Annotated in this window: 30 protein-coding genes; 23 read left to right on the forward strand and 7 right to left on the reverse strand. The window is 63.3% G+C overall.

Annotation, left to right across the window (positions count from 1 at the left end; all coding sequences use genetic code 11):
• Positions 1 to 2: 2 nt before the first annotated feature.
• The 3 genes from QRN22_RS17865 (at position 3) to QRN22_RS17875 (ending at position 4,803) form a co-directional block, all read left to right on the forward strand.
• Positions 3 to 2,204, forward strand: coding sequence for a mechanosensitive ion channel family protein (locus QRN22_RS17865; protein ID WP_042554360.1), 2,202 nt, complete (start codon positions 3 to 5; stop codon positions 2,202 to 2,204).
• 104 nt (positions 2,205 to 2,308) lie between these two features.
• The gene (locus QRN22_RS17870; protein ID WP_042554361.1) at positions 2,309 to 2,905 is read left to right on the forward strand and encodes a LemA family protein; all 597 of its coding nucleotides are present in this window, start codon (positions 2,309 to 2,311) and stop codon (positions 2,903 to 2,905) included.
• Positions 2,906 to 2,919: 14 nt separating this feature from the next.
• A complete protein-coding gene (locus QRN22_RS17875) occupies positions 2,920 to 4,803 on the forward strand; it encodes a M48 family metallopeptidase (protein WP_042554362.1) in 1,884 nt (627 codons plus the stop codon).
• 210 nt (positions 4,804 to 5,013) lie between these two features.
• Here the strand turns inward: QRN22_RS17875 and QRN22_RS17880 are convergent, their stop codons facing one another.
• Positions 5,014 to 5,892 (reverse strand): CAP domain-containing protein, encoded by an 879-nt coding sequence (locus QRN22_RS17880; protein WP_042554363.1) that lies wholly within the window; start codon positions 5,890 to 5,892, stop codon positions 5,014 to 5,016.
• Positions 5,893 to 6,000: 108 nt separating this feature from the next.
• On the opposite strand from QRN22_RS17880, the gene stpA reads away from it, so the two are divergent.
• The 4 genes from stpA (at position 6,001) to QRN22_RS17900 (ending at position 9,786) form a co-directional block, all read left to right on the forward strand.
• Entirely contained in the window at positions 6,001 to 7,269 is a 1,269-nt protein-coding gene (gene stpA / locus QRN22_RS17885) for a glucosylglycerol 3-phosphatase (RefSeq protein WP_042554364.1), read from the forward strand.
• 84 nt (positions 7,270 to 7,353) lie between these two features.
• Entirely contained in the window at positions 7,354 to 8,250 is an 897-nt protein-coding gene (locus tag QRN22_RS17890; RefSeq protein WP_042554365.1) for a bestrophin family protein, read from the forward strand.
• Between the two features lie 485 nt (positions 8,251 to 8,735).
• Complete coding sequence (locus QRN22_RS17895) at positions 8,736 to 9,062, forward strand: hypothetical protein (protein WP_042554366.1); 327 nt, start codon at positions 8,736 to 8,738, stop codon at positions 9,060 to 9,062.
• A gap of 163 nt (positions 9,063 to 9,225) precedes the next feature.
• A complete protein-coding gene (locus tag QRN22_RS17900; RefSeq protein ID WP_042554367.1) occupies positions 9,226 to 9,786 on the forward strand; it encodes an MFS transporter permease in 561 nt (186 codons plus the stop codon).
• A 104-nt stretch (positions 9,787 to 9,890) separates the two neighbouring features.
• Here QRN22_RS17900 and QRN22_RS17905 read toward each other — a convergent pair whose 3' ends face one another.
• Both QRN22_RS17905 and QRN22_RS17910 read right to left on the reverse strand, forming a co-directional pair.
• Positions 9,891 to 10,940: a DUF2167 domain-containing protein gene (locus QRN22_RS17905; protein ID WP_042554368.1), complete on the reverse strand. Its 1,050-nt coding sequence runs from the start codon at positions 10,938 to 10,940 to the stop codon at positions 9,891 to 9,893.
• A 121-nt stretch (positions 10,941 to 11,061) separates the two neighbouring features.
• A complete protein-coding gene (locus tag QRN22_RS17910; RefSeq protein WP_042554369.1) occupies positions 11,062 to 11,328 on the reverse strand; it encodes a DUF2798 domain-containing protein in 267 nt (88 codons plus the stop codon).
• A gap of 148 nt (positions 11,329 to 11,476) precedes the next feature.
• On the opposite strand from QRN22_RS17910, the gene QRN22_RS17915 reads away from it, so the two are divergent.
• The 4 genes from QRN22_RS17915 (at position 11,477) to QRN22_RS17930 (ending at position 14,561) form a co-directional block, all read left to right on the forward strand.
• Positions 11,477 to 12,400, forward strand: coding sequence for a LysR family transcriptional regulator (locus QRN22_RS17915; RefSeq protein ID WP_042554370.1), 924 nt, complete (start codon positions 11,477 to 11,479; stop codon positions 12,398 to 12,400).
• A 115-nt stretch (positions 12,401 to 12,515) separates the two neighbouring features.
• Positions 12,516 to 12,797 carry a peptidylprolyl isomerase gene (locus tag QRN22_RS17920; protein ID WP_042554371.1) on the forward strand — a complete coding sequence of 94 codons (282 nt, stop codon included), beginning with the start codon at positions 12,516 to 12,518 and terminating at the stop codon, positions 12,795 to 12,797.
• Positions 12,798 to 12,942: 145 nt separating this feature from the next.
• Positions 12,943 to 14,091, forward strand: a complete 1,149-nt coding sequence (locus QRN22_RS17925) for a zinc-binding metallopeptidase family protein (RefSeq protein WP_042554372.1) — start codon at positions 12,943 to 12,945, stop codon at positions 14,089 to 14,091.
• Between the two features lie 53 nt (positions 14,092 to 14,144).
• Positions 14,145 to 14,561: a GFA family protein gene (locus tag QRN22_RS17930; protein ID WP_042554373.1), complete on the forward strand. Its 417-nt coding sequence runs from the start codon at positions 14,145 to 14,147 to the stop codon at positions 14,559 to 14,561.
• A gap of 7 nt (positions 14,562 to 14,568) precedes the next feature.
• Here QRN22_RS17930 and QRN22_RS17935 read toward each other — a convergent pair whose 3' ends face one another.
• Positions 14,569 to 15,399 carry an inositol monophosphatase family protein gene (locus QRN22_RS17935; RefSeq protein WP_042554374.1) on the reverse strand — a complete coding sequence of 277 codons (831 nt, stop codon included), beginning with the start codon at positions 15,397 to 15,399 and terminating at the stop codon, positions 14,569 to 14,571.
• A gap of 97 nt (positions 15,400 to 15,496) precedes the next feature.
• Here QRN22_RS17935 and QRN22_RS17940 point away from each other — a divergent pair, with 97 nt between their 5' ends.
• Complete coding sequence (locus QRN22_RS17940; protein ID WP_042554375.1) at positions 15,497 to 16,231, forward strand: sulfite exporter TauE/SafE family protein; 735 nt, start codon at positions 15,497 to 15,499, stop codon at positions 16,229 to 16,231.
• Positions 16,232 to 16,235: 4 nt separating this feature from the next.
• On the opposite strand, the gene dgt is transcribed toward QRN22_RS17940, so the two are convergent.
• Positions 16,236 to 17,708, reverse strand: coding sequence for a dGTPase (gene dgt, locus QRN22_RS17945; RefSeq protein WP_042554376.1), 1,473 nt, complete (start codon positions 17,706 to 17,708; stop codon positions 16,236 to 16,238).
• A gap of 118 nt (positions 17,709 to 17,826) precedes the next feature.
• Here dgt and QRN22_RS17950 point away from each other — a divergent pair, with 118 nt between their 5' ends.
• Positions 17,827 to 18,021 carry a hypothetical protein gene (locus QRN22_RS17950; RefSeq protein ID WP_042554377.1) on the forward strand — a complete coding sequence of 65 codons (195 nt, stop codon included), beginning with the start codon at positions 17,827 to 17,829 and terminating at the stop codon, positions 18,019 to 18,021.
• A gap of 36 nt (positions 18,022 to 18,057) precedes the next feature.
• On the opposite strand, the gene QRN22_RS17955 is transcribed toward QRN22_RS17950, so the two are convergent.
• Complete coding sequence (locus QRN22_RS17955; protein ID WP_042554378.1) at positions 18,058 to 18,987, reverse strand: LysR family transcriptional regulator; 930 nt, start codon at positions 18,985 to 18,987, stop codon at positions 18,058 to 18,060.
• A gap of 65 nt (positions 18,988 to 19,052) precedes the next feature.
• Between QRN22_RS17955 and QRN22_RS17960 the strand changes: the two genes are divergently transcribed.
• Positions 19,053 to 19,673 carry a LysE family translocator gene (locus QRN22_RS17960; RefSeq protein ID WP_042554379.1) on the forward strand — a complete coding sequence of 207 codons (621 nt, stop codon included), beginning with the start codon at positions 19,053 to 19,055 and terminating at the stop codon, positions 19,671 to 19,673.
• A 119-nt stretch (positions 19,674 to 19,792) separates the two neighbouring features.
• Here the strand turns inward: QRN22_RS17960 and QRN22_RS17965 are convergent, their stop codons facing one another.
• Positions 19,793 to 20,038 (reverse strand): DUF2789 domain-containing protein, encoded by a 246-nt coding sequence (locus QRN22_RS17965; protein ID WP_042554380.1) that lies wholly within the window; start codon positions 20,036 to 20,038, stop codon positions 19,793 to 19,795.
• A gap of 155 nt (positions 20,039 to 20,193) precedes the next feature.
• Between QRN22_RS17965 and QRN22_RS17970 the strand changes: the two genes are divergently transcribed.
• From QRN22_RS17970 to QRN22_RS18010, 9 genes are all read left to right on the forward strand, one after another.
• Positions 20,194 to 21,450, forward strand: coding sequence for a serine hydrolase domain-containing protein (locus tag QRN22_RS17970; protein WP_042554381.1), 1,257 nt, complete (start codon positions 20,194 to 20,196; stop codon positions 21,448 to 21,450).
• Between the two features lie 94 nt (positions 21,451 to 21,544).
• Complete coding sequence (locus QRN22_RS17975; protein WP_042554382.1) at positions 21,545 to 22,057, forward strand: hypothetical protein; 513 nt, start codon at positions 21,545 to 21,547, stop codon at positions 22,055 to 22,057.
• Positions 22,058 to 22,216: 159 nt separating this feature from the next.
• Entirely contained in the window at positions 22,217 to 22,918 is a 702-nt protein-coding gene (locus QRN22_RS17980) for a YebC/PmpR family DNA-binding transcriptional regulator (RefSeq protein ID WP_042554383.1), read from the forward strand.
• Positions 22,919 to 23,083: 165 nt separating this feature from the next.
• Complete coding sequence (locus tag QRN22_RS17985; protein ID WP_042554384.1) at positions 23,084 to 23,671, forward strand: hypothetical protein; 588 nt, start codon at positions 23,084 to 23,086, stop codon at positions 23,669 to 23,671.
• Positions 23,672 to 23,676: 5 nt separating this feature from the next.
• Complete coding sequence (locus tag QRN22_RS17990) at positions 23,677 to 24,081, forward strand: NUDIX hydrolase (protein WP_042554385.1); 405 nt, start codon at positions 23,677 to 23,679, stop codon at positions 24,079 to 24,081.
• Positions 24,082 to 24,204: 123 nt separating this feature from the next.
• Positions 24,205 to 24,459: a hypothetical protein gene (locus QRN22_RS17995; protein ID WP_042554386.1), complete on the forward strand. Its 255-nt coding sequence runs from the start codon at positions 24,205 to 24,207 to the stop codon at positions 24,457 to 24,459.
• 177 nt (positions 24,460 to 24,636) lie between these two features.
• Positions 24,637 to 24,969: a DUF2025 family protein gene (locus tag QRN22_RS18000; protein WP_042554387.1), complete on the forward strand. Its 333-nt coding sequence runs from the start codon at positions 24,637 to 24,639 to the stop codon at positions 24,967 to 24,969.
• Between the two features lie 72 nt (positions 24,970 to 25,041).
• The gene (locus QRN22_RS18005; RefSeq protein WP_042554388.1) at positions 25,042 to 25,440 is read left to right on the forward strand and encodes a GNAT family N-acetyltransferase; all 399 of its coding nucleotides are present in this window, start codon (positions 25,042 to 25,044) and stop codon (positions 25,438 to 25,440) included.
• Positions 25,441 to 25,614: 174 nt separating this feature from the next.
• The gene (locus QRN22_RS18010; RefSeq protein WP_042554389.1) at positions 25,615 to 26,646 is read left to right on the forward strand and encodes a GGDEF domain-containing protein; all 1,032 of its coding nucleotides are present in this window, start codon (positions 25,615 to 25,617) and stop codon (positions 26,644 to 26,646) included.
• The last annotated feature ends 56 nt before the right edge of the window (positions 26,647 to 26,702 follow it).

Here is a 26,702-nt window from a genome sequence, read left to right on the forward strand (position 1 = left end):
TGATGGAGAACTCGCGCGTGATCCGCCTCAATGATCTGCTGCCTCGTCTGTTGGTTCTGCTCCTTCTGGCCCTGCCCTGCTCTGCCGTTCAAGCGGCAGGCATACCCGGGCTGTTCGGCACGGGTGGCAGCGGCAGTACCCAGGCTCAGGCGGATCAGCCGCTGGATCGCTCGCTCGACGAGGTAATCCAGTCGCTGGAGAACGACAAGCAGCGCGCGCAACTGCTCAATGACCTCAAGACCCTGCGCGACAGCACGCAGAAAACCCAGCCCGACACCCCCGATGGCGTGCTCGGGCTGATCGGCAGCACCCTGACGGGCATCGAGAAGCAATTTTCCGGCGAGCATAGCCCGCTGGCGCGCTGGCAACTGGAGATCGCCCGCAGCCAGGACGAATTGGCGGCGCTGATGCCGGAGGCCGGCGAACGCCTGGCCCTGGTCAGCAACTTCGCCCTGATTCTCGGTATCTGGAGCCTGCTGGCCTTCGGCTTGCGGGCGCTCAGCCATCAGGTGCGCCTGCGTTTCGGCCTGGCCGAAGAACTGCCACAGAACCCGCGGCCCACCGACCTGCTGCGCTTCGCGTTGCGCAAGCTCGGCCCCTGGTTCGCGGCGCTGCTGATCACCGGTTACCTGAGCTACGTGCTGCCCGCCTCGCTGGGCCGCGACCTGGCCATGGTGCTGGCTTACGCTCTGGTGATCGGTACCTGTTTCTCGGCGATCTGCGTGATCGCCTTTTCCCTGCTCGACGGCCCGCACCGGCGCACGGCGCTGAACATTTTGCGCCGTCGCGCGTTCCACCCGCTGTGGCTGATCGGCAGCTTCGCGGCCTTTGGCGAAGCGCTCAGCGACCCGCGTCTGGTCGCCAGCCTGGGCGCCAACCTGGCACACACCACCGCGACCCTGACCAACGTGCTGGCGGCGCTGTGCACCGGTCTGTTCATCCTGCGCTTCCGCCGGCCAATCGCCCACCTGATGCGCAACCAACCGCTGGCCCGTCGCCTCCGGCAGCGCGGTATCAGCGAGACCGTGGAACTGCTCGGCAGCTTCTGGTACCTGCCGGCCCTGGCGCTGGTGGGCATTTCACTGGCGGCCACCTTCGTGTCCGCTGGCGACACCAGCACCGCCTTTCGGCAATCGCTGGTCTGCACAGTGCTGCTGGTGACCTGCATGGTCATCAATGGGCTGATTCGCCGGCGCATGCACAAGGCCCGTTTGCGCCATCGTCGCCATGCCGCCTATTTCGAGCGTTTCCAGAGTTTCTTCCACTTCCTGCTGAGCCTGATCATCTGGTTGTTCTTCATCGAACTGGGGCTGCGCGTGTGGGGCCTTTCGCTGATCCGTTTCGCCGAGGGCGACGGCCACGAAATCAGCATGAAACTGTTCGGCCTCGGCGCCACCCTGGCGTGCGGCTGGCTGGTGTGGATTCTCAGCGACACGGCGGTGCATCACGCCCTGACGCGCTCACGCAAGGGCCAGACCAACGCCCGCGCACAGACCATGATGCCGTTGATCCGCAACGTGCTGTTCATCAGCATCTTCATCATCGCGTTGATCGTCGCCCTGGCCAACATGGGCATGAACGTCACGCCGCTGCTCGCCGGCGCCGGCGTCATCGGCCTGGCCATCGGCTTCGGCGCGCAGTCGCTGGTTGCCGACCTGATCACCGGACTGTTCATCATCATCGAAGACTCCCTGGCCATCGACGATTACGTCGACGTCGGCGGCCACCTGGGCACTGTCGAGGGCCTGACCATTCGCACCGTGCGCCTGCGTGACATCGACGGCATCGTGCACACCATCCCGTTCAGCGAGATCAAGAGCATCAAGAACTACTCGCGGGAGTTCGGCTACGCCATTTTCCGCGTCGCGGTGCCCCACGACATGAATATCGACGATGCCATCAAGCTGCTGCGCGACGTCGCCAGCGAGCTGCGCAACGACGTGCTGATGCGCCGCAACATCTGGTCGCCTCTGGAGATCCAGGGTGTGGAGAGCTTCGATTCGGGCAACGCGGTACTGCGTGCGCGCTTCAAGACCGCGCCGATCAAGCAGTGGGAGGTGTCCCGTGCCTTCAACCTGGCGCTCAAGCGGCACCTGGACGAATCCGGCCTGAGCCTGGCAACGCCGCGCCTGAACATCCAGATGAGCGCCGTCAGCCCGAACGGCCACAGCGCCCAGGCGGAGCAACCGGACGCCGACCGATAACGCGACCGCGCTCACATCCGCAACGCAAGCCAGCCGGCATGCACACCGGCTGGGGTAGTTTCCGCTACCATGGCACCACACTTTCCAATCGATAGGGACATCCCATGGATATTTCCACCCTCATCATCATTGCCGTACTGGTTGCGGTGGTGTTCTACGTGATCAGCATCTACAACCGCCTGGTCAACCTGCGCAACCGTTACCAGAACGGCTTCGCGCAGATCGAGGTGCAGCTCAAGCGCCGTTACGACCTGATCCCCAACCTAGTGGAAACGGCCAAGGCGTACCTGTCCCACGAGCGCGAAACCCTGGAAGCCGTGGTCGCTGCCCGTAACGGTGCGGTGGAAGGCCTCAAGCAGGCCTCGGAGAATCCCGGCGATGCCCAGAGCATGAACCTGTTGGCCAATGCCGAAGGCGTGCTGAAGAACGCCATGGGCCGCCTCAACGTGACGGTCGAGGCCTACCCCGACCTCAAGGCCTCGCAGAACATGCAGCAACTCAGCGAGGAGCTGAGCAGCACCGAGAACAAGGTGGCTTTCGCTCGCCAGGCCTACAACGACGCGGTTACCGCCTACAACGCCTACCGCCAGAGCTTCCCGCCGGTGGTCCTGGCCGGCGCCTTCGGCCACGGCAGCGATGCCGCCCTGCTGGAGTTCGCCGATAGCGCGGCGATTCAGGAAGCCCCGAAAGTCTCCTTCTGAGCACGGCGAAACCGATGGACTTCTTCGAGCAACAGGACCGCGCCAGGCGCAACAGTTCCCGCCTGGTGATACTGCTGGTACTGGCGGTGATCACCCTGATCGGCACCACCACGCTGGTGATCGCCATTGCCTGGCAGGTTTACCAGTACGGCAACTACAGCCTGCAGGCGCTCAGCCACGAGCTGCTGATCAGCGTGGCCCTGGTGGTGGTCGGTGTGGTGCTGCTCGGTTGGGCCTTCAAGGCCATGCAGCTGCGGGCTGGCGGCAAGGTGGTCGCGGAGCGGCTCGGAGGGCGCCTGCTCAATCTGCAGCCCCAGGGCGTGCACGAGCAGCGCGTACTCAACGTGGTGGAAGAGATGGCGCTGGCGGCAGGTACGCCGGTGCCGCCGGTGTACCTGCTCGAGGAGCCCTCGATCAACGCCTTCGCCGCCGGGTTGCGACCGGAGAACGCGGTGATCGGAGTAACCCGTGGCGCCATCGAAAAGCTCAGCCGCGATGAGCTGCAGGGCGTGATCGCCCATGAGTTCAGTCACATCCTGCATGGCGACATGCGCCTCAATACGCGCCTGGTGGCGGTGCTGCACGGCATTCTGCTGCTCGGCCTGATCGGTGAACTGGTGCTGCGTGGCGGCAGCCATACCCGCCATGCGCCGCGCAGCAGTTCCAACGACAAGGGCAAAGGCAATGCCGTCGCGCTGGTCATGGTGGTCGGCCTGGCACTGTTGATCATCGGCTACGCCGGTACCTTCTTCGGCAACCTGATCAAGGCGGCGGTAAGTCGCCAGCGCGAGTTCCTTGCCGACGCCTCGGCCGTGCAGTACACCCGCAACCCCGACGGTATCGCGGGTGCGCTGAAGAAGCTGGGCGGCGGATCGCAGATCGAAGCCGGGCATGCCGCCGAGTACAGCCATATGTATTTCGGCCAGGGCCTGGCGCTGAGCAAGATGATGGCCACGCACCCGCCACTGGAAGAGCGCATCCGCCGCATCGACCCCAGCTGGGACGGTGTGGTGCTTGGCAACGAGGTATTCGAGCGCCCTGCGCGCGCCGCTGCGCAAAGCCACGGAGAAATCGCAGGTTTCAGCGCCGCCGCCGCGGGCATCGCCATTGCCAGCATCGGTGAACCGCAGCCCCTGCATATCGAAGAAGCCCGCGAGAGCCTGGCGCAGATCGACGACCGCCTGCGCAATGCCGCTCACGACCCTCATGGCGCCCTGGCGATCCTTTACGGTCTGCTGCTCGGCCGTGATGCAGACACACGCCAGCAGCGCATGAGCTGGATGCAGGCCAACCTGCCGCCGCTGCTGTCGGACCGTCTGCAGGAGCTGGGCACGGCACTGGAACGGTTGCCAGCCGGTCGACGCCTGCCCTTGCTGGAGTTGGCGATCCCGGCACTCAAGCAGCTCGAGCCTCAGGATTTCGTCAGCCTCAAGCGCGACATCGGCACGCTGCTGATCAGCACCAAGCAGCTGGATCTGATCGAATGGGCGCTACTGCGCATCGTCGAACGCAACCTCGGTATGCAGCGCCCGGTTCAAGGGCGCCTGCCGCTGGCGGCGCTGGGCAACGAGAGCTGCGTGCTGCTGGTGGCGCTGTCACGGGCCGGCAATACCAGTGAAGAAGCCGCCACCGAGGCGTTCCAGGCGGCCTGGGCTACCCTGCCGTTCACCGCGCGGGTATTCGCCGAACAGCCCCAGGCAGGCATCACCGCGCTCAACGATGCCCTCAACCGCCTCAACCAGATGCGCCCCCTGCAGAAGCCCCAGCTCCTCAAGGCCATGGCCCGTTGCATCGAACACGATGGCCGCATCAGCGCCAGCGAGGCGGAACTGATGCGTGCGGTCGCCGACACACTGGACTGCCCGATGCCGCCCCTGTTGAGCGATGCTCAGGCTTGAGCGCGGGCAGGGATGATCCGTTCACACCGACAATAGCCACGATCGGTGGGCTAAAGCCCACCCTACGGGTCAAGCCATGTAGGGTGGATGACGCTGTTTTCATCCACCACCACGGTTACCGATTGGCGGACGGATCGGGCCGCGTACCCAATGAAATCGAAGCTGCCTTTTGATGCCAAATTAACTGGCGCAGGCTAGGCGGTATCCCGCTCAGAGGCCCGACCGCCCCGCAGCGCCGAAGACCTGCGTCCAGTAGATGGTCGCCTGGCTCTGCGGGTTGCTGGCGTAGGCGGCGCCCATGTCGCGGAAGTCCGGGTTCATCAGGTTGTAGCAATGCGAGGGGCTTGCCAGCCAGCCTTCGACCACCTGCTGCGCGCGTCCCTGGCCAGCGGCGATGTTTTCGCCGATCACCGTCCAGGCATAGCCGGTAGCGGTAGCGCGGGCGCCGACCAGGCTGCGGTCGCTGCCCTGGTGGCTGAACAGGCTGTTCATCGCCATGTCGCGACTGTGGGTCAGCGCGGCCTGGCCGAGGGAATCGTTCCAGCTCAACGGCTCGGCGGCATCGAACGGCTGATCGCCACAACGCCGTGGGGTGCCCCGCGCCTCGTTGACCGCCGCCAGAATCGCCTTGCCCTCTTCCTGCCAGTCGCCAAGACGCGCCGGCAGCAACGCCCGACCAAGGACCACCTGCCAGCTGTTGCCCTCGTGCAGAACGCCGACATCGGCGAACTGGGCATCCAGCAATTGCGCGCAGTAAGACGTGCGCAGCATGGCCATGGCGGCCTCGGCACTGTCCGGCCCGGTCACTCTGATCAGTTGCACGGCCGCCGCCTGATAACCGGCTTGTTGCAAAGCCTGCTGCAGTTGCTCGGACGAGTTGACCTTCTGCCCGGCCAGACGCCTGTCGGGGGCCAGCGGGCCGGCCGCCGGGCTCGGCTGCCCATCGCACCCCTGCCCTGCTTCCCGGTAGCCGTTGATCAGCTTGGTCAGTTGCGCCGCATCGTCGGCCCATGCGCTACCGGCAACGCTCGCGCAAAGCAACATCGCCACAGCGGCCAATTGCCGAACGTGCTTGGGTGAATCACTCATCCATGCTTCCTCTTAATCCGCATTGCCTATCTGTTGATGGACAATGGCTTGGGCCAAACGCTTCAGTCAATCGCCTGATCAAAGCGAAACCGCGTTAAACTCGGGACCATGATTGTGACCGAAACCACCTTATCCCTCGACCCTCAATCCCTGCTGGAGAGCCTCTGCGGCACCGATAATCTGCTGATCATCCAGGACCTGGATGGTGTGTGCATGAACCTGGTACGCGACCCGCTCACCCGCACCCTGGAACATCGCTACATCCTTGCAGCCCGCGATCTGGATGGCCATTTCCAGGTGCTCACCAACGGTGAGCATATCGGCAGTCGGGGTGTGAACGGCCTGGTCGAACGGACCGTTGGTACACCGCAGCGGTGCCGTGAACAGGGTCTTTACCTCCCCGGGCTGGCTGCTGGCGGCGTGCAACTGCAGGATCGCTACGGGCAGGTCTCGCACCCGGGCGTCAGTGCCACAGAGCTGGCTTTTCTGGCAGCGGTGCCGCAGCGCCTGAGCGAGTCGCTCGGACAGCTGCTGAGCCAGCCACCCTATGGCCTGGACCAGCCGACAATCGATCGATTGCTGGCCAGCAGCGTGCTCGACAACCCGCTGTCGCCGACCCTCAACCTGAACGCCTTCCATCACCACTGGCACGACCGCCCGGCGCTCTACGCAGGCCTGCAGGCCGATGCCGCAGCGCTCGTGCAGAGCCTGCTAGGCGACGCCGCCAGAGAAGGCCTGCAGCAATCGTTCTTCATCCACTACGCGCCCAACCTGGGCCGCGATGCCGAGGGCCGGGAACGCATGCGCCCAGCGAACGCCGGCAATGCAGGCACCACGGACCTGCAGTTCATGCTGCGTGGCGCCGTCAAGGAAGCCGGCGTGCTGGTGATCCTCAACCGCTTTTACCAACTGCGCACCGGTGACTGTCCGCTGGGCGAAGACTTCAATGTGCGCCAGGCGCCCACCGATCTGGATGCGCTCTTGCAACTGGCCCGCGAACGCTTCGACCCGCAGCATATGCCGCGCCTCGTCGGCGTGGGCGATACCCTGACCAGCTCGCCACTCGAGGGCGAAAACGGCGCTGTGACCTGGTTGCGCGGCGGTAGCGATCGAGGTTTTCTCACCCTGGTGCAGGAGCTCGGCAAGGCATTCGGGCAGGACAATCGCGTGCTGTACATCGACAGCAGCCGTGGCGAAGTGCAGCGACCGGGCGTCGACGCGCGCCATCTGCGTGAGCGGCCGGCAGATCCCTGGCCAGCATTGAAGGGGATTACCGATGGCGAAGATCCCTTGCGCCCGAACAGCGTTTTCAGCGGAGGGCCGGCGCAGTACATCGAGTTTTTCTGCGCCCTGGCGAAGGCTCGTGGTAACCGCTGATTCCTGAATTTCAGAACCTTTGTCACCGCTTCACGTCCGAAGCTCTGCGCCTTCGCCTTAATTGCCCGCAGAGAACTCCAAGCGATGCACTCCATCACCCGCGGTTATCGCTACCTCATCAAGACCTTTGGTTACGTCGGTTGGTCGCTGTTCTGGCTGCTGATCTGGGACATCGTCGTCACCGTCGACTACATGCTGTTTCTGGAACGCAAGATCAGCCTGCCGTCCATGCCCCTGACCCTGCTCGGTTCGGCCCTGGTGGTACTGATCAGCTTCCGCAACAGCAGCGCTTACAACCGCTGGTGGGAAGCACGCACCATCTGGGGAGCGCTGATCAACAGCTCGCGTAGCTTCGCCCGTCAGGTGCTGACACTGATCGACGACAACGACGACCGCAATCCGGTCAAGGCGGTCCTGCTGCGTCGCCATGTGGCCTACATCAGAAGCCTGTCCGCAACCCTGCGCAACGAGCCCTGCGCCGACGAGGTCAGGGCTTTCGTGGCAGCGGACGAATTCGAACGCCGCCATACCACCAACAACTTTCCCAACGATATTCTCAATGGCTCTGCAGCCATTCTGGCCAGTGAATACAAGGCCGGTCGCCTGGATAGCATTCGCCTGACACGCCTGGAGTCGACGCTGGTCGACGTTTCCAACTGCCAGGGCGGCCTCGAGCGTATCGCCAACACGCCGCTGCCCTACCCTTACGTGTACTTCCCGCGGCTGTTCATCACCCTGTTCTGCCTGATCGTGCCCATCGGCCTGGTGGAAACCCTGGAATGGTTCACGCCGCTGGCCTCGACCGTGGTCGGCTTCATGCTGCTGGCCATCGAGCGGGTGGGCAGTGACCTGCAGAGCCCGTTCCAGGTCAGCGAGCACCAGATCCAGATGGATGCGCTCTGCGAGACCATCGAGAAGAACCTCGAATCGATGCAACGCGATGCCCAGCGCGAGCGTGACGGAAGGCTCCTGGAAGACTGACCATGCGGTCATTTTTCGCCGCGCCAGACACTTCCAACGAGGTCCATACGCGCCTTGTAGTGATCTAAAAAAATCACTACAAAACCTATTGACGACCTCTTCGCGCTTTTGCATGATGGATCTGCCTCCCCTGACGGGAGCCCTGACAAGGGCACTTGGGCAAACTCGGTAACACCAGCCGAGCGTTCCACGATATGTACTGCCCACAAGGCAGATTGATGAAGTCGAGCGTCCTGCGAGGACGAGAGCGTTAGCGAGACATTGTCATGATGCCTGTGGCTGATCCTGCGGATCACCTGCATCCGGCCCCGTCTTCGCTGACTTTCTTCTCCCCGCTTCGTCCCGACCTCCGTTAGCCGCCGCTGCGTAGCGTTACCTATACATCGCTACACGGTCTTCGGCAGCACTCAAACGCCACGGGCAACGACGGCACCGCACTGCAAGCGGTTGCCTTAGACAGATCAGAGAATGAAGGGGTACACGCCATGAACCTGAATAAACAACCCACCATCGAAGACCTCGCTCAACTGTTCGCCAAGCGCAAGGACAGCCTCGACAACCACATCCTCTGGGTATGTGAATCGGGCGAAGTTCGCATCGACTGCCTGCCGGCGGATCAGGAGGAACAGGAGTTCGTCAGCCAGCGGCCGAACATGCGCACCCGCCTGCGTACCTACCGTCGTGGCCAGGGCTACGTAGGCCGCCGTGCCGCTGCCGACCGCGACTTCCTGGGCAACGTATTGCGCACCCTGGAGCACGAGTGGACAGGCCAGCAGGCCAGGCAGGATCGCCTGCTCGACCGCTACTGCTGAAAACCCTTTGCGATGGGCCGCCCTGGCCCATCGCATCCAGCCTCGCCCTGCCTCATCAGCTATTACCCTGTAAACTGCCGCTACTCCTGGAGGAGTCGTTCGCCACCACGCAACGGGTGGCGAGTGCCAAGCCATAACGCGGCACTTACATGGAAATAGATCAATGGAAAATCTGTATCAGACACCCAGTGCCCCACTACTGGCCGAGGAACGCCCGCGCACCACCTTCTTCGTCACCTCCACCAGCAAGCTCTATGTGCTGTTCTTCATGACGCTTGGGTTCTACGCGGTCTACTGGGCCTACAAGCAATGGGATAGCCAACGGGCCACCATGCGCCCGAAGAAGATCAGCCCCGCAGCGCGCTCGATCTTCCATATTTTCTTCATTCATTCGCTGTGTCGGCTGATCCTCGCGCAATTGCAAGCCAAGGGTCTGGGCGACTGGCGATATGCGAGTGCGGCGTGGATGTACATCGTTCTGGTATTCGCCAGCAACGGTCTTTCGCGTCTGGACGGCCATATCGGCGTGACCCTGGAAATCATGCTGTTGCTCGCGGGTACCATCCTGCCGGCTTGGCCGCTGTCGATCATCCAGGAGAAAGCCAACCTGGCCAGCGATGATCCGACCGGCCAGAGCAACAGTCGCTTCAGCACCGCGAATTATCTGTGCATGCTGCCGGGCGGCCTGCTTTGGCTGCTCATCATCATCGGCTCCTACCTCTGATTTTCCGCATCGCCGCTACGGCGGTCAGGGCCGAAACGCAGTTCCATCGGCCAACAAAAAGCCCCGGCAATGGCCAGGGCTCTTTCGTCAGCGCGGTGGGGCTGTCAGCGCTTGTCGTCTTCGCGCGGATTGTTCAGATCCATCACGCTGGAAACGCGCTGCACAGGTAGCGGTGGGTCAGTCTCGGCTTTGGCCTCAGGCTGCACCTGCGGTTCAGGCGCCAGCGGCTGCGGCTGTTCCTTCTTCTTCCCGGTCATGCGCCGCCATACCCAGCCAATCAGCAGTACCGGCAGGAACCACGCCTTTTTGAGCAGCACCAGCGCCGCAGCGAACAGGCCCACTTTGGCAGCTGCCTTGCCGGCGATCAGCGCTCCGAGGCCATAGGCCGCGACTTCGTCGATATCCGGGTTGAAATCAGCGTAGCGGTTGCCGTCGTTGAAGTCGGTCATGGCCAGCACTGCCGGCAGGTTCTCTTCGATCTGCGGCAGCTGATGCATGCCGGCGATGAAGTTCAGCACCAGTACGCCTTTGCGGCCCAGCACGCGAATGTTGTAGTTGAGGATGTGCTCGTCGCTGTCGCCGAACTTCACTTCCTTGGCCCAGTGCAGCTTCTTGCCTGCGGCATCGTAATGCGGGGCGGATGCCCAGCCGACGATGGCGATGGGCTCGTAACCGTTTTCGGTACGCCACTCGTTCTCGGCCTTGGCGCCGTCCTGCAGGTCCTTGAGCATGTCGGCGTAGTCGATGTCCGCGGCGTCCTCGTCGGACACGTAGCCGTTTTCTTCGTACTCCACGGTGACGGCCCACGACTCGTCCGCCAGGGGCGATACGCCCTTGGGCAGGATCATGCCCAGCGGCAGCTTGTCGTCTGGCGGATTGCCCCAGGCCTCGACCAGCACGCGCTCGGCGTCGGCACCGTCGAGGAATACCAGGTTTTCCGGAAGATCGAGGGTCGCCAGGTTGCTGCCGACCACCACCTTGCCGGAACGGAAATCGAGGCTGTCGAGAAACTGCTCTTCGCTGACGGAATCACCGTCGGCGACTTCAGCGGCGGGGGCTTCTTGCGCATCCTGCGCGGCGGGGGCCTGGTCGGCCCAGGTCAGGGGAACTACCGTGGCCAACAGGCTGGCCAGCATCAACTCCTTGAACAACATGTAACGCTCCATGAGATCGGCTTGAATTTCGGGCACTAGCCTACCATCGACGACGGAATCATTTTGTAACTTCCTGTCATTTCTGGATACATCTCACAAAGAAGCGCCCGAACTCCCGGCGTTAAGAGGCCCGTACGGTAAGCCGAACGAGGTGCAGCACCACTGGCCGAACGCCCATCACGCAGACGAACGCCACCGGCATCGCCAACTGGTAGGCCTCCAGTACCGCGCCCAGGTAGCCGTCGCTGAGGCCGCGGTTGGTGGCGGTGATCACCAGGCACATGAGAAACGCCATGATGCCGGACATGAAAAAGGCGAAGGCCACCGGCGATAGTCTGGCTGGCAGCTTCCAGCTTCGGCGGCTACGGCTGAGCGTTGTGTCAGGCATGGGCAGATCCTTCGAGGTAAGAGCGACACGCCAACGTGTGGCGAACGCAGCCATTATCGCGACCGCTCATTGCCAGGGGTAGCGGGCCGCGGGTAAGGTCAGTACCAAGCTAACCTTATCAATCCGACCATCAGTAGAAAGCTTCAGCATGGATACCCTGCGCGGCATCGAGAGTTTCGTGAAGGCGGTGGAAACCGGCAGCATCGCTGCGGGCGCTCGCCTGCTGGGCATCAGCGCCGCAGCGGCCAGCCAGAATATTGCCCGCCTGGAATCATCCCTCGGCGTACGTCTGCTGACGCGCACCACCCGCAGCCTGGCGCTCACCGAAAGCGGCACGCTGTATTTCGAGCAGGTGCGTGATGTGCTGCGCGACCTGGAACTGGCACGCAGCACGGCTACGCAAGCACACGACGCTCCTCAGGGCCGCTTGCGAATCGCGTCCAGCGCCGCATTCGGCCGCTATGTGCTGGCACCACTGCTGCCCGCCTTCACCGCACGCTACCCACGTATCGCCTGCGAGCTGATCACCACCGACCGCAGCGTCAATCACATTCAGGAATCGGTGGATATCAGCATCCGCATCCCACAGCAGCTCGAGGACGGCCTGGTAGCGCGGCATATCGCCAGCGTACCGTCGATCTATTGCGCCTCGCCGGCCTACCTGCACAAGGCCGGCACGCCGGTCACCCCGGAACAGCTGCGCGAGCACGATTGCCTGGCTTTCAGGGTCGCCGTGGACGGGCGCCTGATGCCCTGGCGTTTCGCCCGCGATGGAGTGCGCTTCGACGCGCAGATACGGGTGGCGCTGGTCAGCGACGATATCGACGTCCTGGCCCGGGTGGCCGTCAACGGCGGTGGCATCACCCGCCTCGCCGCCTTCGTCGCCGAGCCACTGCTGGCCAGCGGTCAGTTGCAGCAGCTCTTCGCCAGCCCACAGAGCTCGGGCAGCCAGGCAATTGTCGAGCCGCTGGACTACTACCTGTGCGTGCGTGACCGCTACGAGCTGACGGCCAAGGTGCGCGCTTTCGTCGATCATCTGCAAAACAGCCTGCGCGCCGACTGGCGCCCTTAGGCCTGCTCGAAGTCTGCTGCGCGTCGACCACAGGGCAGCGAAATCGGGCAGCGAATTTGACTCGCCAGACGAATCCGGTAGGCTCGGCAGCTCATTTGAATGGAGTGTTCCCCCCATGGCCAAAGCCACTGCCCGTCACATCCTGGTTGCTACCGAAGACAAGTGCAACGAACTGAAAGCTGCCATCGAAGGCGGTGCCGACTTCGCCCAGGTCGCCAAAGACAACTCCAGCTGCCCATCCAGCCGCGACGGCGGCAACCTCGGCTCGTTCGGCCCGGGCCAGATGGTCAAGGAATTCGACACCGTGGTGTTCAGCGCACCGGTCAACGTGGTTCAGGGCCCGGTGAAAACCCAGTTCGGTTATCACCTGCTCGAAGTGACCAGCCGCCAGGACTGATCGCACCGCGCCTGGTGCCCTCGGCACCAGGCCGCTCGCCCGCTTTTCCCGGTACGCCGCCCCAGGCCACAGAAAATGCCGGAACCGCCCCACCACCGCACCACTCTATCGCTCCGGTAGTTCCCACCTTCCGCGAGGCCATGATATGAACCGGTTCTTCCAGGCCCTCGGCCTGCGCATTGGCGACTCGGCAAAGCAGGCACGCACGCCCAGCCAGAAGGCATTGGGACAATGCACCTGTGGCCAGCCGATCTTCTTCCGCAACAGCCAGTGCCTGGCCTGCCAGTCACCGCTGGGCTACGAGCCCGAGCGCGGTCAGGTGGTAACCCTCGTGGCCAGCGAGCAAACCGATGTATGGCGGGTGGAAGGTGATCCACAGGGCTGGCGCTACCGGCGCTGTGACAATCTGCACACCGCCGCGGGCTGCAACTGGCTGCTGCCCGCCATGTACGGCGCAGGCCTGTGCACGGCCTGCCAGCTCAACCGCACCATCCCCGACCTGTCGGTGCCCGATAACGACAGGCGCTGGGCGCGCTTCGAAACCGCCAAGCGTCGCCTGGTGGCGCAGCTGCTGACCATGGGTCTGCCGCTTGTCAGCAAGACCCAGGACGAGATCAATGGCCTGGCCTTCGACTTTCTCGGCCCGGATGCCGAAGGCAAGCAGCCCACCACTGGCCACGCCAATGGCCTGATCACCCTGAACATCGCCGAAGCCGACGACGACGTGCGCGAGCAGACCCGCATCCAGTTGCGCGAGCCCTACCGCACCCTGCTCGGCCACTTCCGCCACGAGGTCGGCCATTACTACTGGGACCGGCTGATCGCCAACAGCCAGTGGCTGAACGACTACCGCATGCTGTTCGGTGACGAACGAGCCGACTACGGCGCCGCCCTGCAGCGTCATTATGAGCAGGGCGCACCGGCCGACTGGCAGGCTTCCTTCGTCAGCGCCTACGCCACCATGCACCCCTGGGAAGACTGGGCGGAAACCTGGGCTCACTACCTGCACATGATGGACACCCTGGACACCGCACTGAGCTTCGGCATGCGTGCCGGTGACGTGGAGCTGGAATTCCGGCCCTTCACCCGAGCGGCGTTGTACGACCCGAACGATCCGCTGGCAGACGAGTTCCTGCAGTTCGTCAATGCCTGGATCGAACTCGCCGCCATGCTCAACGAACTGGCACGCAGCATGGGCCAGAAGGATCTCTACCCCTTCGTGCTGCCCGCCGCGGTGATCGGCAAGCTACAGTTCATTCATCGTGTGGTGCAGGCAGCCTCTCCCACCCAGTAGGCGGGCAATGGCTGCACCACCGAACCATCGACTCATTTTCAGGAGCGCGCAGCATGGCTCATCTGGAGAAACACGGCAGTTGCCTGTGCGGGGCGGTCAGCCTCACGTTGCATGTCACCGCCACAAACGTGAGCGCCTGCCACTGTACAACGTGCCGCAAATGGGGCGGCGGACCGCTGCTGGTGGTCGAAGGGGAAACCGCGCATTTCACCGGGCAACGGCATCTGCGCACCTACGCGTCCTCAGAATGGGCCGAACGTGCCTTCTGCGTGGAATGCGGCACCCACCTGTTCTATCGCCTCACCAATGGTGGGTTCTATGCAGTGCCGGTGGGCCTGCTCGACGGCGACGAGAACTGGCAGTTCGAAAGCCAGGTATTCATCGATGCCAAACCCGCTTACTACTGCTTCGCCAACCAAACGCGGGAGCTGACCGGCGAACAGCTGTTCGCGCACTACAAGGCCACCTGACGCTGCCTCAATCGCCATCCAGCGACGGCCCGACCATGGCCGCCAGCTGTTCGTAGACACCCGGCGCGGCGACCAGATAGGGGTTGCCGCCGAGCAGCCCATCGCCACGCAAAAACTCGTTATGGCGAGCACCGGCCTCGCGCACCAGCACCAGGCCGGCCAGGCAGTCCCAGCTTTTCAAGTGAGTTTCGTAATAGCCGATCAGGCGGCCGGCTGCCACGTAGGCGGTCATCAGGGCGCCGGAACCGTTGCGCAGGAACATACCGCCCTCCTCCAGCAGCGCGCCGATGAAGGGCAGGAAGTTCTCCTTGCCCGCCCGGTGAGTGGTGCCCACACCCACCAGCCCCTCACGCACATGGCCAGCGCCATGAGCCGCCAGCGGCGTGTCGTTGACGAACGCACCGTGGCCGATGAAACCGTGGAACAGCTCATCGTGATTGGGATCGGCAATCGCGCCGAGCAGTGGCTGCCCATCCACCAGCAGGCCGATGGACACACACCAGTTGTGCAGACCGTTGAGAAAGCACGCGGTACCGTCGATGGGATCGATCACCCAGATGCAGCGGGCCTGCAGTCCGGCGCTGCCGCCCTCCTCGCCAACGACGCCATCCTCGGGAAAATGTGCGGCCAGCTCGGCGCGGATGAAGGCCTCCACGTCCTGATCGGCGATGCTCACCACGTCCTGCAGGTCATCGCCCTTGTGCTGTACGGCGAGGCTGTTGCGCCGTGCGTAGTAGGCCATGCCGCGCGCTGCGGCTGCCAGGGCGACGCGTCTGGCGAACGCGTAGCGAGCGATCAGACCATCGTTGCGGTCGGGTGCAGGGTGGGGGCTCGACATGCTCGGGGCACTCCTGAGTGAAGAAGGGAATCAGCCGACTTGCGGTGCGGCGGCAACAGCCTCTACCCTGCGCGCTTCCTGATCGGGCTGCAGTGCAATGACCCTCGTCGACCTCCTGTTGTTCGCCATTCCGGCGGTTTTTCTCACCGGTCTTTCCAAAGGCGGCTTTGGTGGTGCGCTGGGCGGCATCGCGGTGCCACTGCTGGCCCTGGCCACTTCACCGATGCAGGCCGTGGCGGTGATGCTGCCGATACTCTGCCTGGCCGACGTGGTCGGGCTCAAGGCCTACTGGGGCAAGTGGGACGTGGCCAACCTCAAGGTCATGCTGCCCGGCGCACTGATCGGCATCGTCATCGGCTCACTGACCTTCGAACTGTTCAACGAGAACCTGATCGGCCTGCTGATCGGCATCATCGCCATATCTTTCGTGCTGATGGGCTTGCTCAAGAGCGACCCGACGCCACGCCCATTGCGCTCCGGGCGCGGCCTGACGCTGTCGTCGCTGGCCGGCTTCACCAGTTTCATCGCCCACGCAGGCGGGCCACCGGTGATGATGCACCTGCTTCCGCAGCAGCTGGAGAAAGTGCGCTACGTGGCCACCATCAACATGTTCTTCCTGCTGACCAACGCCATGAAGCTGATTCCCTACACCTGGCTCGGTCAGTTCACCCAGGAGAACCTGCTGCTCAGCCTGATGCTCGCGCCCATCGTGCCGCTCGGCGTATGGGCGGGCCTGTGGCTGCAACCGCGCATCAATCACACCTGGTTCTACCGCATCGCGCGCCTGGGCATGCTGATCGCGGGGCTGCAACTGATCTGGAAGAACATCTAGAGCGCTACAGCGCCGACAGGCTGCGGTACTCGTCATGGGCGTGCTGATCGGTCATGCCACTGATGAAATCCTGCAGCAAACGGCAGCGGTGGTAGAACTCCCAGGCAGCCTGATCGCTCTCGGCAGACTCGCGCACGGCCTGACGATAGGCCTTGAGCAGTTGGCCCGGCAGGCGCCGCACGAGCATCTGCAGATAGGCCTCACGGCGGCATCGCCCCTCGGTCAGTTCCACGAAGGTCTGCGCATCGACGCGCAACAGTGCGCCATAGCTGTCCAGCAAGCCGTGGATGATCCGGTAGCCCTGCAACTGCAAGGTTTCCACCTCGCGATGGCAGAACACCCGCGCCATGGCGACATCCTTGAAAGTCTGCACGATGGCATGGGGCAGGCTGTCGTCTTCGATCAGCGCACGGTCCAGCGTGCCAGCGTGGACCGCTTCGATGTTGTCGATGAACTGGCGGGCCGCATGCTGCACCAGCGGGTGGATCATGCTGACCCGCAGCTTGACGAAGAACTCGCCAGCCTTGTTGATTTCTTCCTGGTGATAGCTCTCCAGCGCCTGTTCGACCAGGCTGCGGAACGAGTGACGCGAGCCGGGAATCTGCACATCGGGCGATTGCATGCCCGCGAAGGTCTCGATCAGCAGCGGCGCAAGCTCGGCCACGCTGAGGATGCCCTTCTCCACCGAATCTTCGATATCGGCGAGGCAGTAGGAAATGTCGTCGGCCGCTTCCATGATGTAGGCCACCGGGTGGCGGGTTCCCGGCTGTTGACCCAACGCCTGCTGCAGCCCCGTGACGAAGTCTTCCTCGGCAAGATAGAAACCCGGCTTCTTGTTCAGGTAAGCGTTGGCGGTACCTTTGGCCGGCTTCGGCTGATAAGCGGGGCGCAGGTATTTGAGCAGGCCGGCGGTCTGGGTGTAGGTCAGGCGCAGGCGCTGCAGGCTGACCACCAGCCGCACGGCCTGGGCATTGCCTTCGAAATTGCGCAGGTCGGCGCGCATCCGGGCGTGCAGTTCGTGGTTGTCCGACGGCTGCGGCAGGGCGACGGCGAACAACCCGTCCAGCCCGCGTTCGAACCACTCACCGATGGCGAACTCGCCGAAGTGACCGAAAGGCGGATTGCCGATGTCATGCATCAGGCAGGTCATTTCCACCAGACTTTCCAAAGCGCCCTGCAAACCATCGAGACCGTAATCGGCAGCGCGATCACCCAGCTGCGCATACAGGGTACGGACGATGAAGCGCCCGGTCTGCTGCACCTCCATCGAATGGGTCAGGCGGCTGCGCACCGCAGCGTTGCGCTCCAGCGGAAACACCTGGGTGCGCTGCTGGAGGCGGCGGATGGCCGCGGAATTGATGATGCGCCCACGGTCGCTTTCGTAGGCATAGAGCAGATCGACATCGGCCGCTGCGCCAACCTGATCACCAGGGCGCAACGCAACGATCCTGTCTTTGAAATTCACCACTGAGGGCATCGCTAGAGTCTCGACCAGGCGCATAGACCGCGAGCCTAACGCGCAAGCAGCGGTTTACCAAGCACCTGTGCGTGGCGAGAATGGGCGCCACGCCCATCGAACCGCAAGAGACCTCGCAATGAGCCGCGCCGACTTTCATCAGCAACAAGCCGAACAGGCGACCGCCGAAGCCCAGCGCCTGCTGGCCCAGCGGGCGGCGCTCGGGCCTCGCTGGCTGAGCTGGGTGGCCAGCGAACTCTACAGCCTGTCACCTGCCGAGTACGCAGCCATGGTCAGGCGCGAACTGCAGCGCCTGGACAGCGGGCGCCCCTGAGGCAGCCACTGCCGAAGCGTCCAGGCCGTATCTGCGCTAAGCGCTACCCGCCACCCGCAGCCACTCGACCAGCCTGGCCTCCAGGCTATCCACCCGCATCGGCTTGGGGGCCAGCAGGCAGTAGTGCGAACCATCCTCAATGAAACCCAGCGGCGCCACCAGCAAACCGGCATCGATGTCATCGCGCACCAAATGCCATGGGCCGACGGCCACGCCCAAGCCTGCAACCGCGGCCTGCAAGCTGAAGTAAAAGTGCTCGAAGGCCCGCACCGGGCCAGCTGGCAAACGCCTGCCGGTGGCTGCGGCCCACTCCTCGAAGGCGGCAGGTCGCGTGCGGGTCTGCAAGAGCGGTGCCTGCGACTGCAACGACAATCCGCCATCATCCTCGACGAACCAGTCGCCGACTCTATCTGGTCGACAGACGAGCCCTACCTTTTCCGCAAACAGGATCTCGGCGTGATAATCGTCGGGCCAGGAAAAATCGTCACGACGGATAGCCAGGTCGATTCCGTTATCGAAGCTGAACGAGCCACCACCGGCGAGCAGATGCGGTTCCAGCCCGGAATGAGAAGCCTGAAAGTCGCTCCAGCGCGGAATCAACCAACGCATCAACAAGGTTGGCTCGCAGGACAGCACCTGCGGCCGTATCCGCAGGGCACTGTCGCGCAGCTCGCGCACGGCCCGACGCATCACGCCAAGACCTTCAGTGACTGCGCGCGCCAGCTTGCCCCCCGCTTCGTTGAGAAAAACCCGCTGCCTGCGCCGTTCGAACAGCGACACCCCAAGGTCTTGCTCCAGCAGCCGCACAGCGCGGCTGATGGCGCCGTGGGTGAGGTGAAGCTCCTGCGCAGCCTTGCTGAAGTTCTCCAGCCGCGCCGCCGCTTCGAAGCACCGTAGTGCCATCAAAGACGGCAGCCGGGAATCACCAAGTTGTGAGTCTAGCTCACTACCTATGTCAGAACTCATCGTTATCCACCAAGGCTAACAAGCTGAATAATTGGCTTATTTCCAAATGAACAAAAGGATAAGCCATGAGCGAGTGGATAGCTGTAGTCAGCATAACGTTGCTGGCGGTGATAAGCCCTGGTGCTGACTTCGCCCTGGTCACCCGCAACAGCCTGCTGCTGTCGCGGCAGGCGGGTGTGTTCACTGCTCTGGGGATTGGCCTGGGGGTAGTGATCCACCTGAGCTATACCCTGCTCGGCATTGGCCTGCTACTGCAGCAGTCGCTATGGCTGTTCAACCTGCTGAAGCTGGCTGGTGCGGCCTACCTGATCTACCTCGGCGTCAGAATGCTGCTGGCCAGGCCGGCCTCCGAAGCATCCGCCGCTCCCACCACCGAGCCACTGTCGAACCTGATCGCCCTGCGCACAGGCCTGCTGACCAATGCATTGAACCCCAAGACCTCGATTTTCATCGTCAGCCTGTTCATGCAGGCCGTGCAGCCGAGCGCCTCCCTGGCGACCCAGATCGCTTATGGCGCGTTCATCTCACTGGCGCATGTGGGCTGGTTCAGCCTGGTGGCACTGTGTTTTTCGGTGGGGGCGATAAGGCAGAGGCTGCTAGCGGTCAGGCATTTGATCGACCGCGTATTCGGCTGCCTGCTGGTAGGCCTGGGGGCGATGCTGGCGATGACCAGTCAAGGGAGTTGAGTGGCATGGGTCCAGGGATCCGTAGCACCATGCTCAGGGTGTGCGAGGTGCGCTGAAGCGACGTGCGCGCTGGCGATGCCATTCACGGCACGCCAGCTGCCACGGTGGCGCACATGCGTTTATGCCGGTTTGCTCTCGTGCAGGCGCACGTTGAGCTCATCGACCACCGGCGCCCATTCGGCGTCTTCGAGCAGTTCTTCTTTCAAGAAGGCCGCCTGGGATTCGGTCCAGAATGACGCTTCGGACACCTTGACCTCATCGGCCAGCGGATAGTGCTCGGCGATGAACGCGTCGATGCTGGCCGGGTCGGAGTCCAGGCCCAGTTGCTGGAACAGGGTGCCGAGGTCTTTGTTGGGAAGTTCCATGTGGGGTCTCCATCAGGTGGGTCGGTTTTCATGCACGTGCCCAGTAGAGCGACATCGACGAACGACAGTTCAACCTCTCCGGCCCACGGTTGGCCGGCTGCTCGCTGCCGTTATCGGCTATGGTTGAAGCCAACAGCCATGATCGGGAACGCACCATGAGCACCAGAGCCGCATGCCGCAACGCCCTCGTCCTACCCGCAATCGCCCTGCTGCTCGGTGCCTGCGCCAGCTCGCAGACACCTGCGCCCGACAAGCCAGAGCGAATCGGGCGCGCTCAGGATCTCTACGAGTTGAGCCCGGCCTACCAGCCCGGCACCTACCGGCACATGGACGAGCTGTTCTTCACCCGGACTGTGCACCGTGGCCCCAAGGTCTATCCGCTGCCAGCCGGTGCCGAGGTGCCGGTGAAGTACAGCGTCGACGGCCAGCTAGTGGGCGTCGAGGCGTTCATGCGCCGCAATCAGGTCGGCGGCGTGCTGATCATCAAGGACGGCAAGATCGCCCTGGAGAAGTACGCCATGGGTAACGACGCCAGTACCCGCTGGACCTCGTTCAGCGTGGTCAAGTCGATCTCCTCGACACTGGTGGGCGCTGCCGTGCAACAAGGCAGTATCGCCAGCGTGAAAGACCCACTGACCCGCTACCTGCCGCAACTCAAGGGCGGCGCCTATGACGGCGTGAGCGTCGAGCAGATGCTGCAGATGAGTTCGGGCGCAGCCTGGGACGAAACGTATCGTGACCCGAAATCCGACCGCCGCCGTATGTTCGAGCTGCAACTGGCCAACAACCCGGGCGCCCTGCTCAAGCAGATGTCAGGCCTGAAGAGGGCCCACGCCCCTGGCACGGCATTCGCCTACAGCACCGGCGAGTCCCACCTGCAGAGTGAGCTGGTACGCGCTGCGACCGGCATGACCACCAGTGATTACCTGTCCGAACGCATCTGGGCACGCCTGGGCATGGAGCGCGACGCCTTCTGGCAGTTGGACAGCCGTGCCGGCCAGGAAATAGGCAGCAGCGGCCTGTCAGCGACTCTACGCGATTACGGCCGCTTCGGCCAGTTCATCCTCGATGACGGGGTGATCGACGGCGAGCGCATCCTGCCTGCCGGCTGGCTGGCGAGTGCCACCCGCGCCACACCGGGCTCCCACCTTGAACCCGGCAAGCTGTACGACGGTGAGTACGCGCTCGGCTATGGCTACCAGTGGTGGCTGTTCCCCACCGGTGCCGCAGCACTGCCCGAGCATGGCGGCGGGGCCTTCGAGGCGCAGGGCATCTTTGGGCAATTCCTTTACATCAACCCCAAGGAGAACATCGTGGCGGTGGTGTGGAGTACCTGGCCAAAGCCGGAGATGGATGAGCGGGAGATGGAAACCTACGCCTTCATCGGCGCGGCGGTGAAGGCATTGCGTTGATCGGACCGACTCGCCCACCCCAGAAAGATCGTCGGTTGGTCGAACCCGACGGCGCCCTGCTGGTCGATACATCAGATTTGCCTGAGGGATACCCATGATTGATTGCCGACACGGCATTGGCTGTCTGCTGCTGAGCGTCCTGATGCTCGGCGGCTGCGCCTCTTCGACGTCCTGCGACGAGCCCCTGAGTGGAGACAGCTGTCGCGACCGCCAACTGCTCTATCAGAACGACATGCTGCAGGCCAAGATGCTGGTGGTGTCCGGCGACATGGAAAGCCATGAGCTGGCCGGTGCCCTGCTGCGCCGCTCGGAAAGCCTGGATGAACGCGGAGAGGTCGAGTTCTATCAGGCGATTCTGATGATTCGCGAGGGCCCGCAGACCGACGAGGTGCTGAGCAAGCTGGAGGACGCTGCGGCGCAACAGCAACCCTACGCCGTGGCGCTGCTCTACAAGATCTGGTCGGAGCCTTATCTGGTCGACGAGGCCGATCCCATTCGCGCCGAAGAGTATCGCGCGGACTATGCCGAGCTGGACGTGGCCAAGAGCGGTTATCCGTCCTTCGAAAAGGCGCTGAACCTGGTCAATCAACTGGTGCAGTCGCCCTGACGCCGGCGTTGCTGCGCGCGTTATCGGGCTGTTAAGCAATTTGCAGGGTGCCAGCGCGGCGGCGACGGATTAAAATCCGCCACCAGATTCGCCGCGCAGCCCTTGCCCGCCAACGCAAGGCTGCGCCTATCCATCATCCGCATAGTCGAGAGAACAGACATGGGCGCCCAGTGGAAAGCCAAACCTAAAGAAGCCGCCGCCAACGCCAGGGGCAAGATTTTCGGTCGCCTGGTCAAGGAGATCATGGTCTGCGCGCGCAATGGCGCCGATCCGGACATGAACCCCAAGCTGCGCCTGGCCATCCATCAGGCGAAAAAGGCCTCGATGCCGAAGGACACCCTGGATCGCGCGATCAAGAAAGGCGCAGGCCTGAGCGGCGAGACGGTCAACTTCGAACGCACCACCTACGAAGGCTTCGCGCCGCACCAGGTGCCACTGATCGTCGAGTGCCTGACCGACAACGTCAACCGCACCGTGGCGGAGATTCGCGTGCTCTTCCGCAAGGGCCAGCTCGGCAGCAGCGGTTCGGTAGCCTGGGATTTCGATCATGTCGGGCTGATCGAGGCCTCCAGCGAGAGCGGTGCCGACCCGGAGCTGGCGGCTATCGAAGCCGGCGCTCAGGACTTCGACGAAGCCGATGAAGGCAACACTCTGTTCATCACCGAGCCGACCGATCTCGATCTGGTCAGCCGTGCGCTGCCGGAACAGGGCTTCACGGTGAACTCGGCGAACCTCGGTTACCGCCCGAAAAACCCGGTCGCGAACCTGACGCCCGAACAGCGCGAAGAAGTCGAAGCCTTCCTCGAAGCCATCGACAACCACGACGATGTACAGAACGTCTACGTGGGTCTGGCCGGCTAAGCACCCGATCAACGCCTGCTGCGCGCCGGTACCGCGGCGTTGAAGCAGGCTGGGGCGAATTGCGGCATTCCATCACGGTATTGCCGCAATAACCCGGTATACTGTCCGGCTTCCTTCTTTGCGGATCAATCGCAGAGCGGAACATTGCCGCACAGGAGCTGCATCTTGCACAAATATCTCGTTCTCGCCGCCTGCTTAATGCTTGGAGCTTGCAGTAGCGCCCCCCAGTCGTCCACCACCACGACCGACCACAACAGTATCGTTCGCAGCAACCTGGAGGCGATCCACAATGCCCAGGTCGTTCCGCTGCCACTCAACCCGCATTCCAGCCTGCCACGTGGCAAGGCCGGCAATGCCAGCATGCAGTTCGGCAGTTCGCTGTCCAACTACCGCGTGTACTCCCTGCAATTGAAGCAAGGCGAGCGCTATCGCCTCAACGTCAACTCGCTGTGCGATCACACCTGCATGGGCATCAACAAGTTCTCCCTGAAGCCCCGCGCAGTCCTGATGGACGCCTACGGCACGGTAATCCCCAACAAGCCCGCCCGTCCTGCCACGGTGATCGGCATGAGCACCCTGGGCTGGGATGGTGAGGCACCGGAAGACGGCACCTACTACCTGCTCGTGGCAGCTGACAAGGAAGACATCGGCCGCACCATCGTCATCGACGACGTGTGGATCAACAACTCGCCACTGATGGCGGTGAAGGTCGGCCTGCTCGATGGCCTGATGCAGCCTAAGAACCTGCACTGATAGCCATGCCTCCTCGTACTCTGCACATCGCAGCAGCCTGCCTGTTCGACGAAACCGGCCGCCTGCTGCTGGTACGCAAGCGCGGCACGCACAGGTTCATGCTGCCAGGCGGCAAGCGTGACGAGGGTGAGACAGCGATGCAGACCCTGCTGCGCGAACTCCACGAGGAGCTGCAGCTGCGCGTGCCCGAGTCAGCCTTCACGCCGTTGGGCCATTTCAGCGAAGTCGCCGCCAACGAGGCAAATACCCGGGTCGAAGCCGATATCTTCAGCGGCATGCTGCCACACCCGGTGCACCCCGCAGCCGAACTGGAAGAGCTGCGCTGGCTAAGCGCCTGCGACCCGCGAACGGACGACCTGGCGCCGCTGCTGCGCCGACACGTCCTGCCCCTGCTCTGGCCAAGCGCCTGAGCGTACGACCCCGCCATTCGAGCGGAAGCGACGATAGCCACTATCGAAGCGAATGATTTCTTCCGGCGGCAGCCAGTGAATAGCCTATGAGGCATACAAACGGCCTCGTTCACAGGTGCTCCCATGCCACGCTCCCTGCTCCCCCTGCTCACGGTTTTCATCCTGTTCCTGACCGGCTGTGCCAGCCCGCAATCGGCAGCCGAACGCCCCTACACGGACGCAGAGGTCAAGCAATTCGCCTTGGAGATGCTCAGCCGCAGTGGTCTGCCCTACGAAGATTACGAGAAGATCCGCAGCGCACTGCAAGCGCCGAACTACCGGGTCTCCAACTCGATTCGCGACGTGGGCCCACTGCGTGGTATCGATCCCGAAGGCTGAGTGCAGCGAACCCGTCGACGGACTCGACTCTGGCGGCTGTCCGTCATGCACGGTTACCGCCAACCGCCTGCGACAAGCTGTCCACCGCGCCACCCACCCTCCATTGATCTACGGCAAGGCCTGTGTGTTCACAGCCCTTAGCCTGTGGCGATCCGCTTCTCATACGCGAGGGTTCACATGGCTATCACTTCTGCCGACATCTGCGCCGCCGCCGACCAGCTGAAAGGCTTCGTCGGCTTCAACGTCAAGACCGGTCAACACATCGTGCGTTTCAGCGAAGACGCCTTTGGCCTCGACGTCGCCGAAAACAGCATCACGCCAACCAGCGAGTTCGTCTGGGCAACTGGCGAGACACCCGAACTGATGACCCTGAAACGCGAGCGCCTGGGCCTGCTCTCCGGCCTGCGTATCGATGAGCGCCTGAACATCGGCGAGCCGCTGCGTATCTACCTGCGCCGCGAGGATCTGCCGGAAATCAGCGCGCAAAGGCAGTTGCAACCGAGCGGCTGATCTGGCGCGAACCACTGGTTTCACCCTCGCCCGCCACTTAGACTGGCCGGCCATTCAACGCGGCCGTTTGCCATGCCCGTGTTCTGCCTGTTGCCCGATCATCTGCGCCCACTGGCGGACAAGTTCTATCGCAGCCATCGCTCCGCCATGCGTACCCGCAGCGACCATCAGGTCTGGGTCGCCAGAGATGGCGAGATCGTTGCCGCGCTGTGCCTGCAGGAGGCCGCTCACGGCCAGTGGCTGACCAGCCTGCTGGTCGCGCCGGCACGGCGCCAACAGGGCCTGGCCAGCGCCCTGATCGACGCTGCGCTGCAGGATGCGCAGACGCCCACCTGGCTGTTCTGCCATCCCGACTTGCAACCGTTCTACGAGCGCCAGGGTTTTCAAGCGTGCCACGAACTGCCCTCACCGCTTGCCGAACGCCTGGCCCGCTACCGACGCAGCAAGACACTGGACGCCATGCGGCGCTGAAACACGCCATTCGTGCATCCTGGCGCATATGCTGGCACTTTGACCACTTTCCTCACTTGCGGTCCGCCAGCGACCCCGCCAATGTGAACGGCTGCCTGAGGTCGAGACGCTCATCTGCAAGCGACCTATCTGCAGCAATCGAGCACGCGCGCCCACAACCAGAATGAAAGCACCATGGCTATTCACGTGAAGCGTCTGCTTGCGCGGCTGCGCAAGGATTTCCAACTTTCGATCATTACCCTCATGGGGCTGTTCGGTGTACTGGGCATTTCGCCTTATGCCGTCTACCGCGCCGTGCACGGCAACTATCTGGTCAGCGTCGCCGATACGGTGATCGTGCTGTCGACCATCCTGGCCGTCATTCACGCCTGGCGCACCGGCGACACGGTCCGACCCGGGGTTTGGCTGGCCGGTATCTTCTCGCTGTGCGCCACACTGATCACCCTCAATCTGGGCGTCAACGGGCTGTTCTGGATTTACCCGCTGATCCTCTTCAACTTCTTCATGGTGTCACCGCCCAGGGCACTGCTCGCGACCGTACTGGTGGTCGCCGCATTGGCGATCTATTCCCTGCTGGTGCCGGGCACGGTATTCGAAAGCCGTTACCAGATGCTGTCGTTTCTGGTCACCGCACTGCTGGCCAGTGTGCTGACCTTCATCTTTGCCTACCGCACCCAGCACCAGCGTGACCAGTTGCATGCCTGGGCCACGCGCGACCCGCTGACCGGCGCCCGCAACCGCCGGGTAATGAACGATGAACTGAAAATCGCCGTATCCAACCGGCGCCGGCACGATATCAATGCCTCGGTTCTGCTGATCGACCTCGACCATTTCAAGCAGATCAACGACCGCTTCGGTCACCAGGCCGGCGACCAGGTGCTGGTGGATTTCGTCGCACTGGCCCAGCGCAGCGTCCGCCAGGAAGATCGGCTGTTTCGCTTTGGTGGCGAAGAATTTCTGCTGTTGCTGGGCAATACCGATGAACAGGGGCTGCTCTCCGCGGCGGAACACCTGCAGGCGCAGATAGCCCAGCACCTGAGCAGCCCTAGCGGCCTGGTGACCGTTTCCATGGGTGGCGCTGTGCTAAGGGCTGGCGAGCAATGGGAAAGCTGGCTGCAGCGCGCGGACCAGCAGCTCTACCAGGCCAAGGGCGCGGGCCGTGACCGCATCCACATCGATGGCGGCGCAGCGCTCGAACCAAGCTAGGGTCAACCCCGAGCGCAGCGACCTGTTGCAGGACCCAACCTTGGCCCGAGTAGCAA

Origin of the sequence: Pseudomonas sp. MEJ086 (assembly GCF_030209025.1) — a bacterium.
In the GTDB taxonomy this organism is placed as follows: Bacteria; Pseudomonadota; Gammaproteobacteria; order Pseudomonadales; family Pseudomonadaceae; genus Aquipseudomonas; species Aquipseudomonas fulva_A.

What these genes read in the sequence shown, in the direction of transcription:
- QRN22_RS17865 (WP_042554360.1), top strand. Translation starts at nt 3, where the DNA reads ATGGAGAACTCGCGCGTGATCCGCCTCAATGATCTGCTGCCTCGTCTG.
- QRN22_RS17870 (WP_042554361.1), top strand. Translation starts at nt 2,309, where the DNA reads ATGGATATTTCCACCCTCATCATCATTGCCGTACTGGTTGCGGTGGTG.
- QRN22_RS17875 (WP_042554362.1), top strand. Translation starts at nt 2,920, where the DNA reads ATGGACTTCTTCGAGCAACAGGACCGCGCCAGGCGCAACAGTTCCCGC.
- QRN22_RS17880 (WP_042554363.1), bottom strand. Translation starts at nt 5,892, where the DNA reads ATGAGTGATTCACCCAAGCACGTTCGGCAATTGGCCGCTGTGGCGATG.
- stpA (WP_042554364.1), top strand. Translation starts at nt 6,001, where the DNA reads ATGATTGTGACCGAAACCACCTTATCCCTCGACCCTCAATCCCTGCTG.
- QRN22_RS17890 (WP_042554365.1), top strand. Translation starts at nt 7,354, where the DNA reads ATGCACTCCATCACCCGCGGTTATCGCTACCTCATCAAGACCTTTGGT.
- QRN22_RS17895 (WP_042554366.1), top strand. Translation starts at nt 8,736, where the DNA reads ATGAACCTGAATAAACAACCCACCATCGAAGACCTCGCTCAACTGTTC.
- QRN22_RS17900 (WP_042554367.1), top strand. Translation starts at nt 9,226, where the DNA reads ATGGAAAATCTGTATCAGACACCCAGTGCCCCACTACTGGCCGAGGAA.
- QRN22_RS17905 (WP_042554368.1), bottom strand. Translation starts at nt 10,940, where the DNA reads ATGTTGTTCAAGGAGTTGATGCTGGCCAGCCTGTTGGCCACGGTAGTT.
- QRN22_RS17910 (WP_042554369.1), bottom strand. Translation starts at nt 11,328, where the DNA reads ATGCCTGACACAACGCTCAGCCGTAGCCGCCGAAGCTGGAAGCTGCCA.
- QRN22_RS17915 (WP_042554370.1), top strand. Translation starts at nt 11,477, where the DNA reads ATGGATACCCTGCGCGGCATCGAGAGTTTCGTGAAGGCGGTGGAAACC.
- QRN22_RS17920 (WP_042554371.1), top strand. Translation starts at nt 12,516, where the DNA reads ATGGCCAAAGCCACTGCCCGTCACATCCTGGTTGCTACCGAAGACAAG.
- QRN22_RS17925 (WP_042554372.1), top strand. Translation starts at nt 12,943, where the DNA reads ATGAACCGGTTCTTCCAGGCCCTCGGCCTGCGCATTGGCGACTCGGCA.
- QRN22_RS17930 (WP_042554373.1), top strand. Translation starts at nt 14,145, where the DNA reads ATGGCTCATCTGGAGAAACACGGCAGTTGCCTGTGCGGGGCGGTCAGC.
- QRN22_RS17935 (WP_042554374.1), bottom strand. Translation starts at nt 15,399, where the DNA reads ATGTCGAGCCCCCACCCTGCACCCGACCGCAACGATGGTCTGATCGCT.
- QRN22_RS17940 (WP_042554375.1), top strand. Translation starts at nt 15,497, where the DNA reads ATGACCCTCGTCGACCTCCTGTTGTTCGCCATTCCGGCGGTTTTTCTC.
- dgt (WP_042554376.1), bottom strand. Translation starts at nt 17,708, where the DNA reads ATGCCCTCAGTGGTGAATTTCAAAGACAGGATCGTTGCGTTGCGCCCT.
- QRN22_RS17950 (WP_042554377.1), top strand. Translation starts at nt 17,827, where the DNA reads ATGAGCCGCGCCGACTTTCATCAGCAACAAGCCGAACAGGCGACCGCC.
- QRN22_RS17955 (WP_042554378.1), bottom strand. Translation starts at nt 18,987, where the DNA reads ATGAGTTCTGACATAGGTAGTGAGCTAGACTCACAACTTGGTGATTCC.
- QRN22_RS17960 (WP_042554379.1), top strand. Translation starts at nt 19,053, where the DNA reads ATGAGCGAGTGGATAGCTGTAGTCAGCATAACGTTGCTGGCGGTGATA.
- QRN22_RS17965 (WP_042554380.1), bottom strand. Translation starts at nt 20,038, where the DNA reads ATGGAACTTCCCAACAAAGACCTCGGCACCCTGTTCCAGCAACTGGGC.
- QRN22_RS17970 (WP_042554381.1), top strand. Translation starts at nt 20,194, where the DNA reads ATGAGCACCAGAGCCGCATGCCGCAACGCCCTCGTCCTACCCGCAATC.
- QRN22_RS17975 (WP_042554382.1), top strand. Translation starts at nt 21,545, where the DNA reads ATGATTGATTGCCGACACGGCATTGGCTGTCTGCTGCTGAGCGTCCTG.
- QRN22_RS17980 (WP_042554383.1), top strand. Translation starts at nt 22,217, where the DNA reads ATGGGCGCCCAGTGGAAAGCCAAACCTAAAGAAGCCGCCGCCAACGCC.
- QRN22_RS17990 (WP_042554385.1), top strand. Translation starts at nt 23,677, where the DNA reads ATGCCTCCTCGTACTCTGCACATCGCAGCAGCCTGCCTGTTCGACGAA.
- QRN22_RS17995 (WP_042554386.1), top strand. Translation starts at nt 24,205, where the DNA reads ATGCCACGCTCCCTGCTCCCCCTGCTCACGGTTTTCATCCTGTTCCTG.
- QRN22_RS18000 (WP_042554387.1), top strand. Translation starts at nt 24,637, where the DNA reads ATGGCTATCACTTCTGCCGACATCTGCGCCGCCGCCGACCAGCTGAAA.
- QRN22_RS18005 (WP_042554388.1), top strand. Translation starts at nt 25,042, where the DNA reads ATGCCCGTGTTCTGCCTGTTGCCCGATCATCTGCGCCCACTGGCGGAC.
- QRN22_RS18010 (WP_042554389.1), top strand. Translation starts at nt 25,615, where the DNA reads ATGGCTATTCACGTGAAGCGTCTGCTTGCGCGGCTGCGCAAGGATTTC.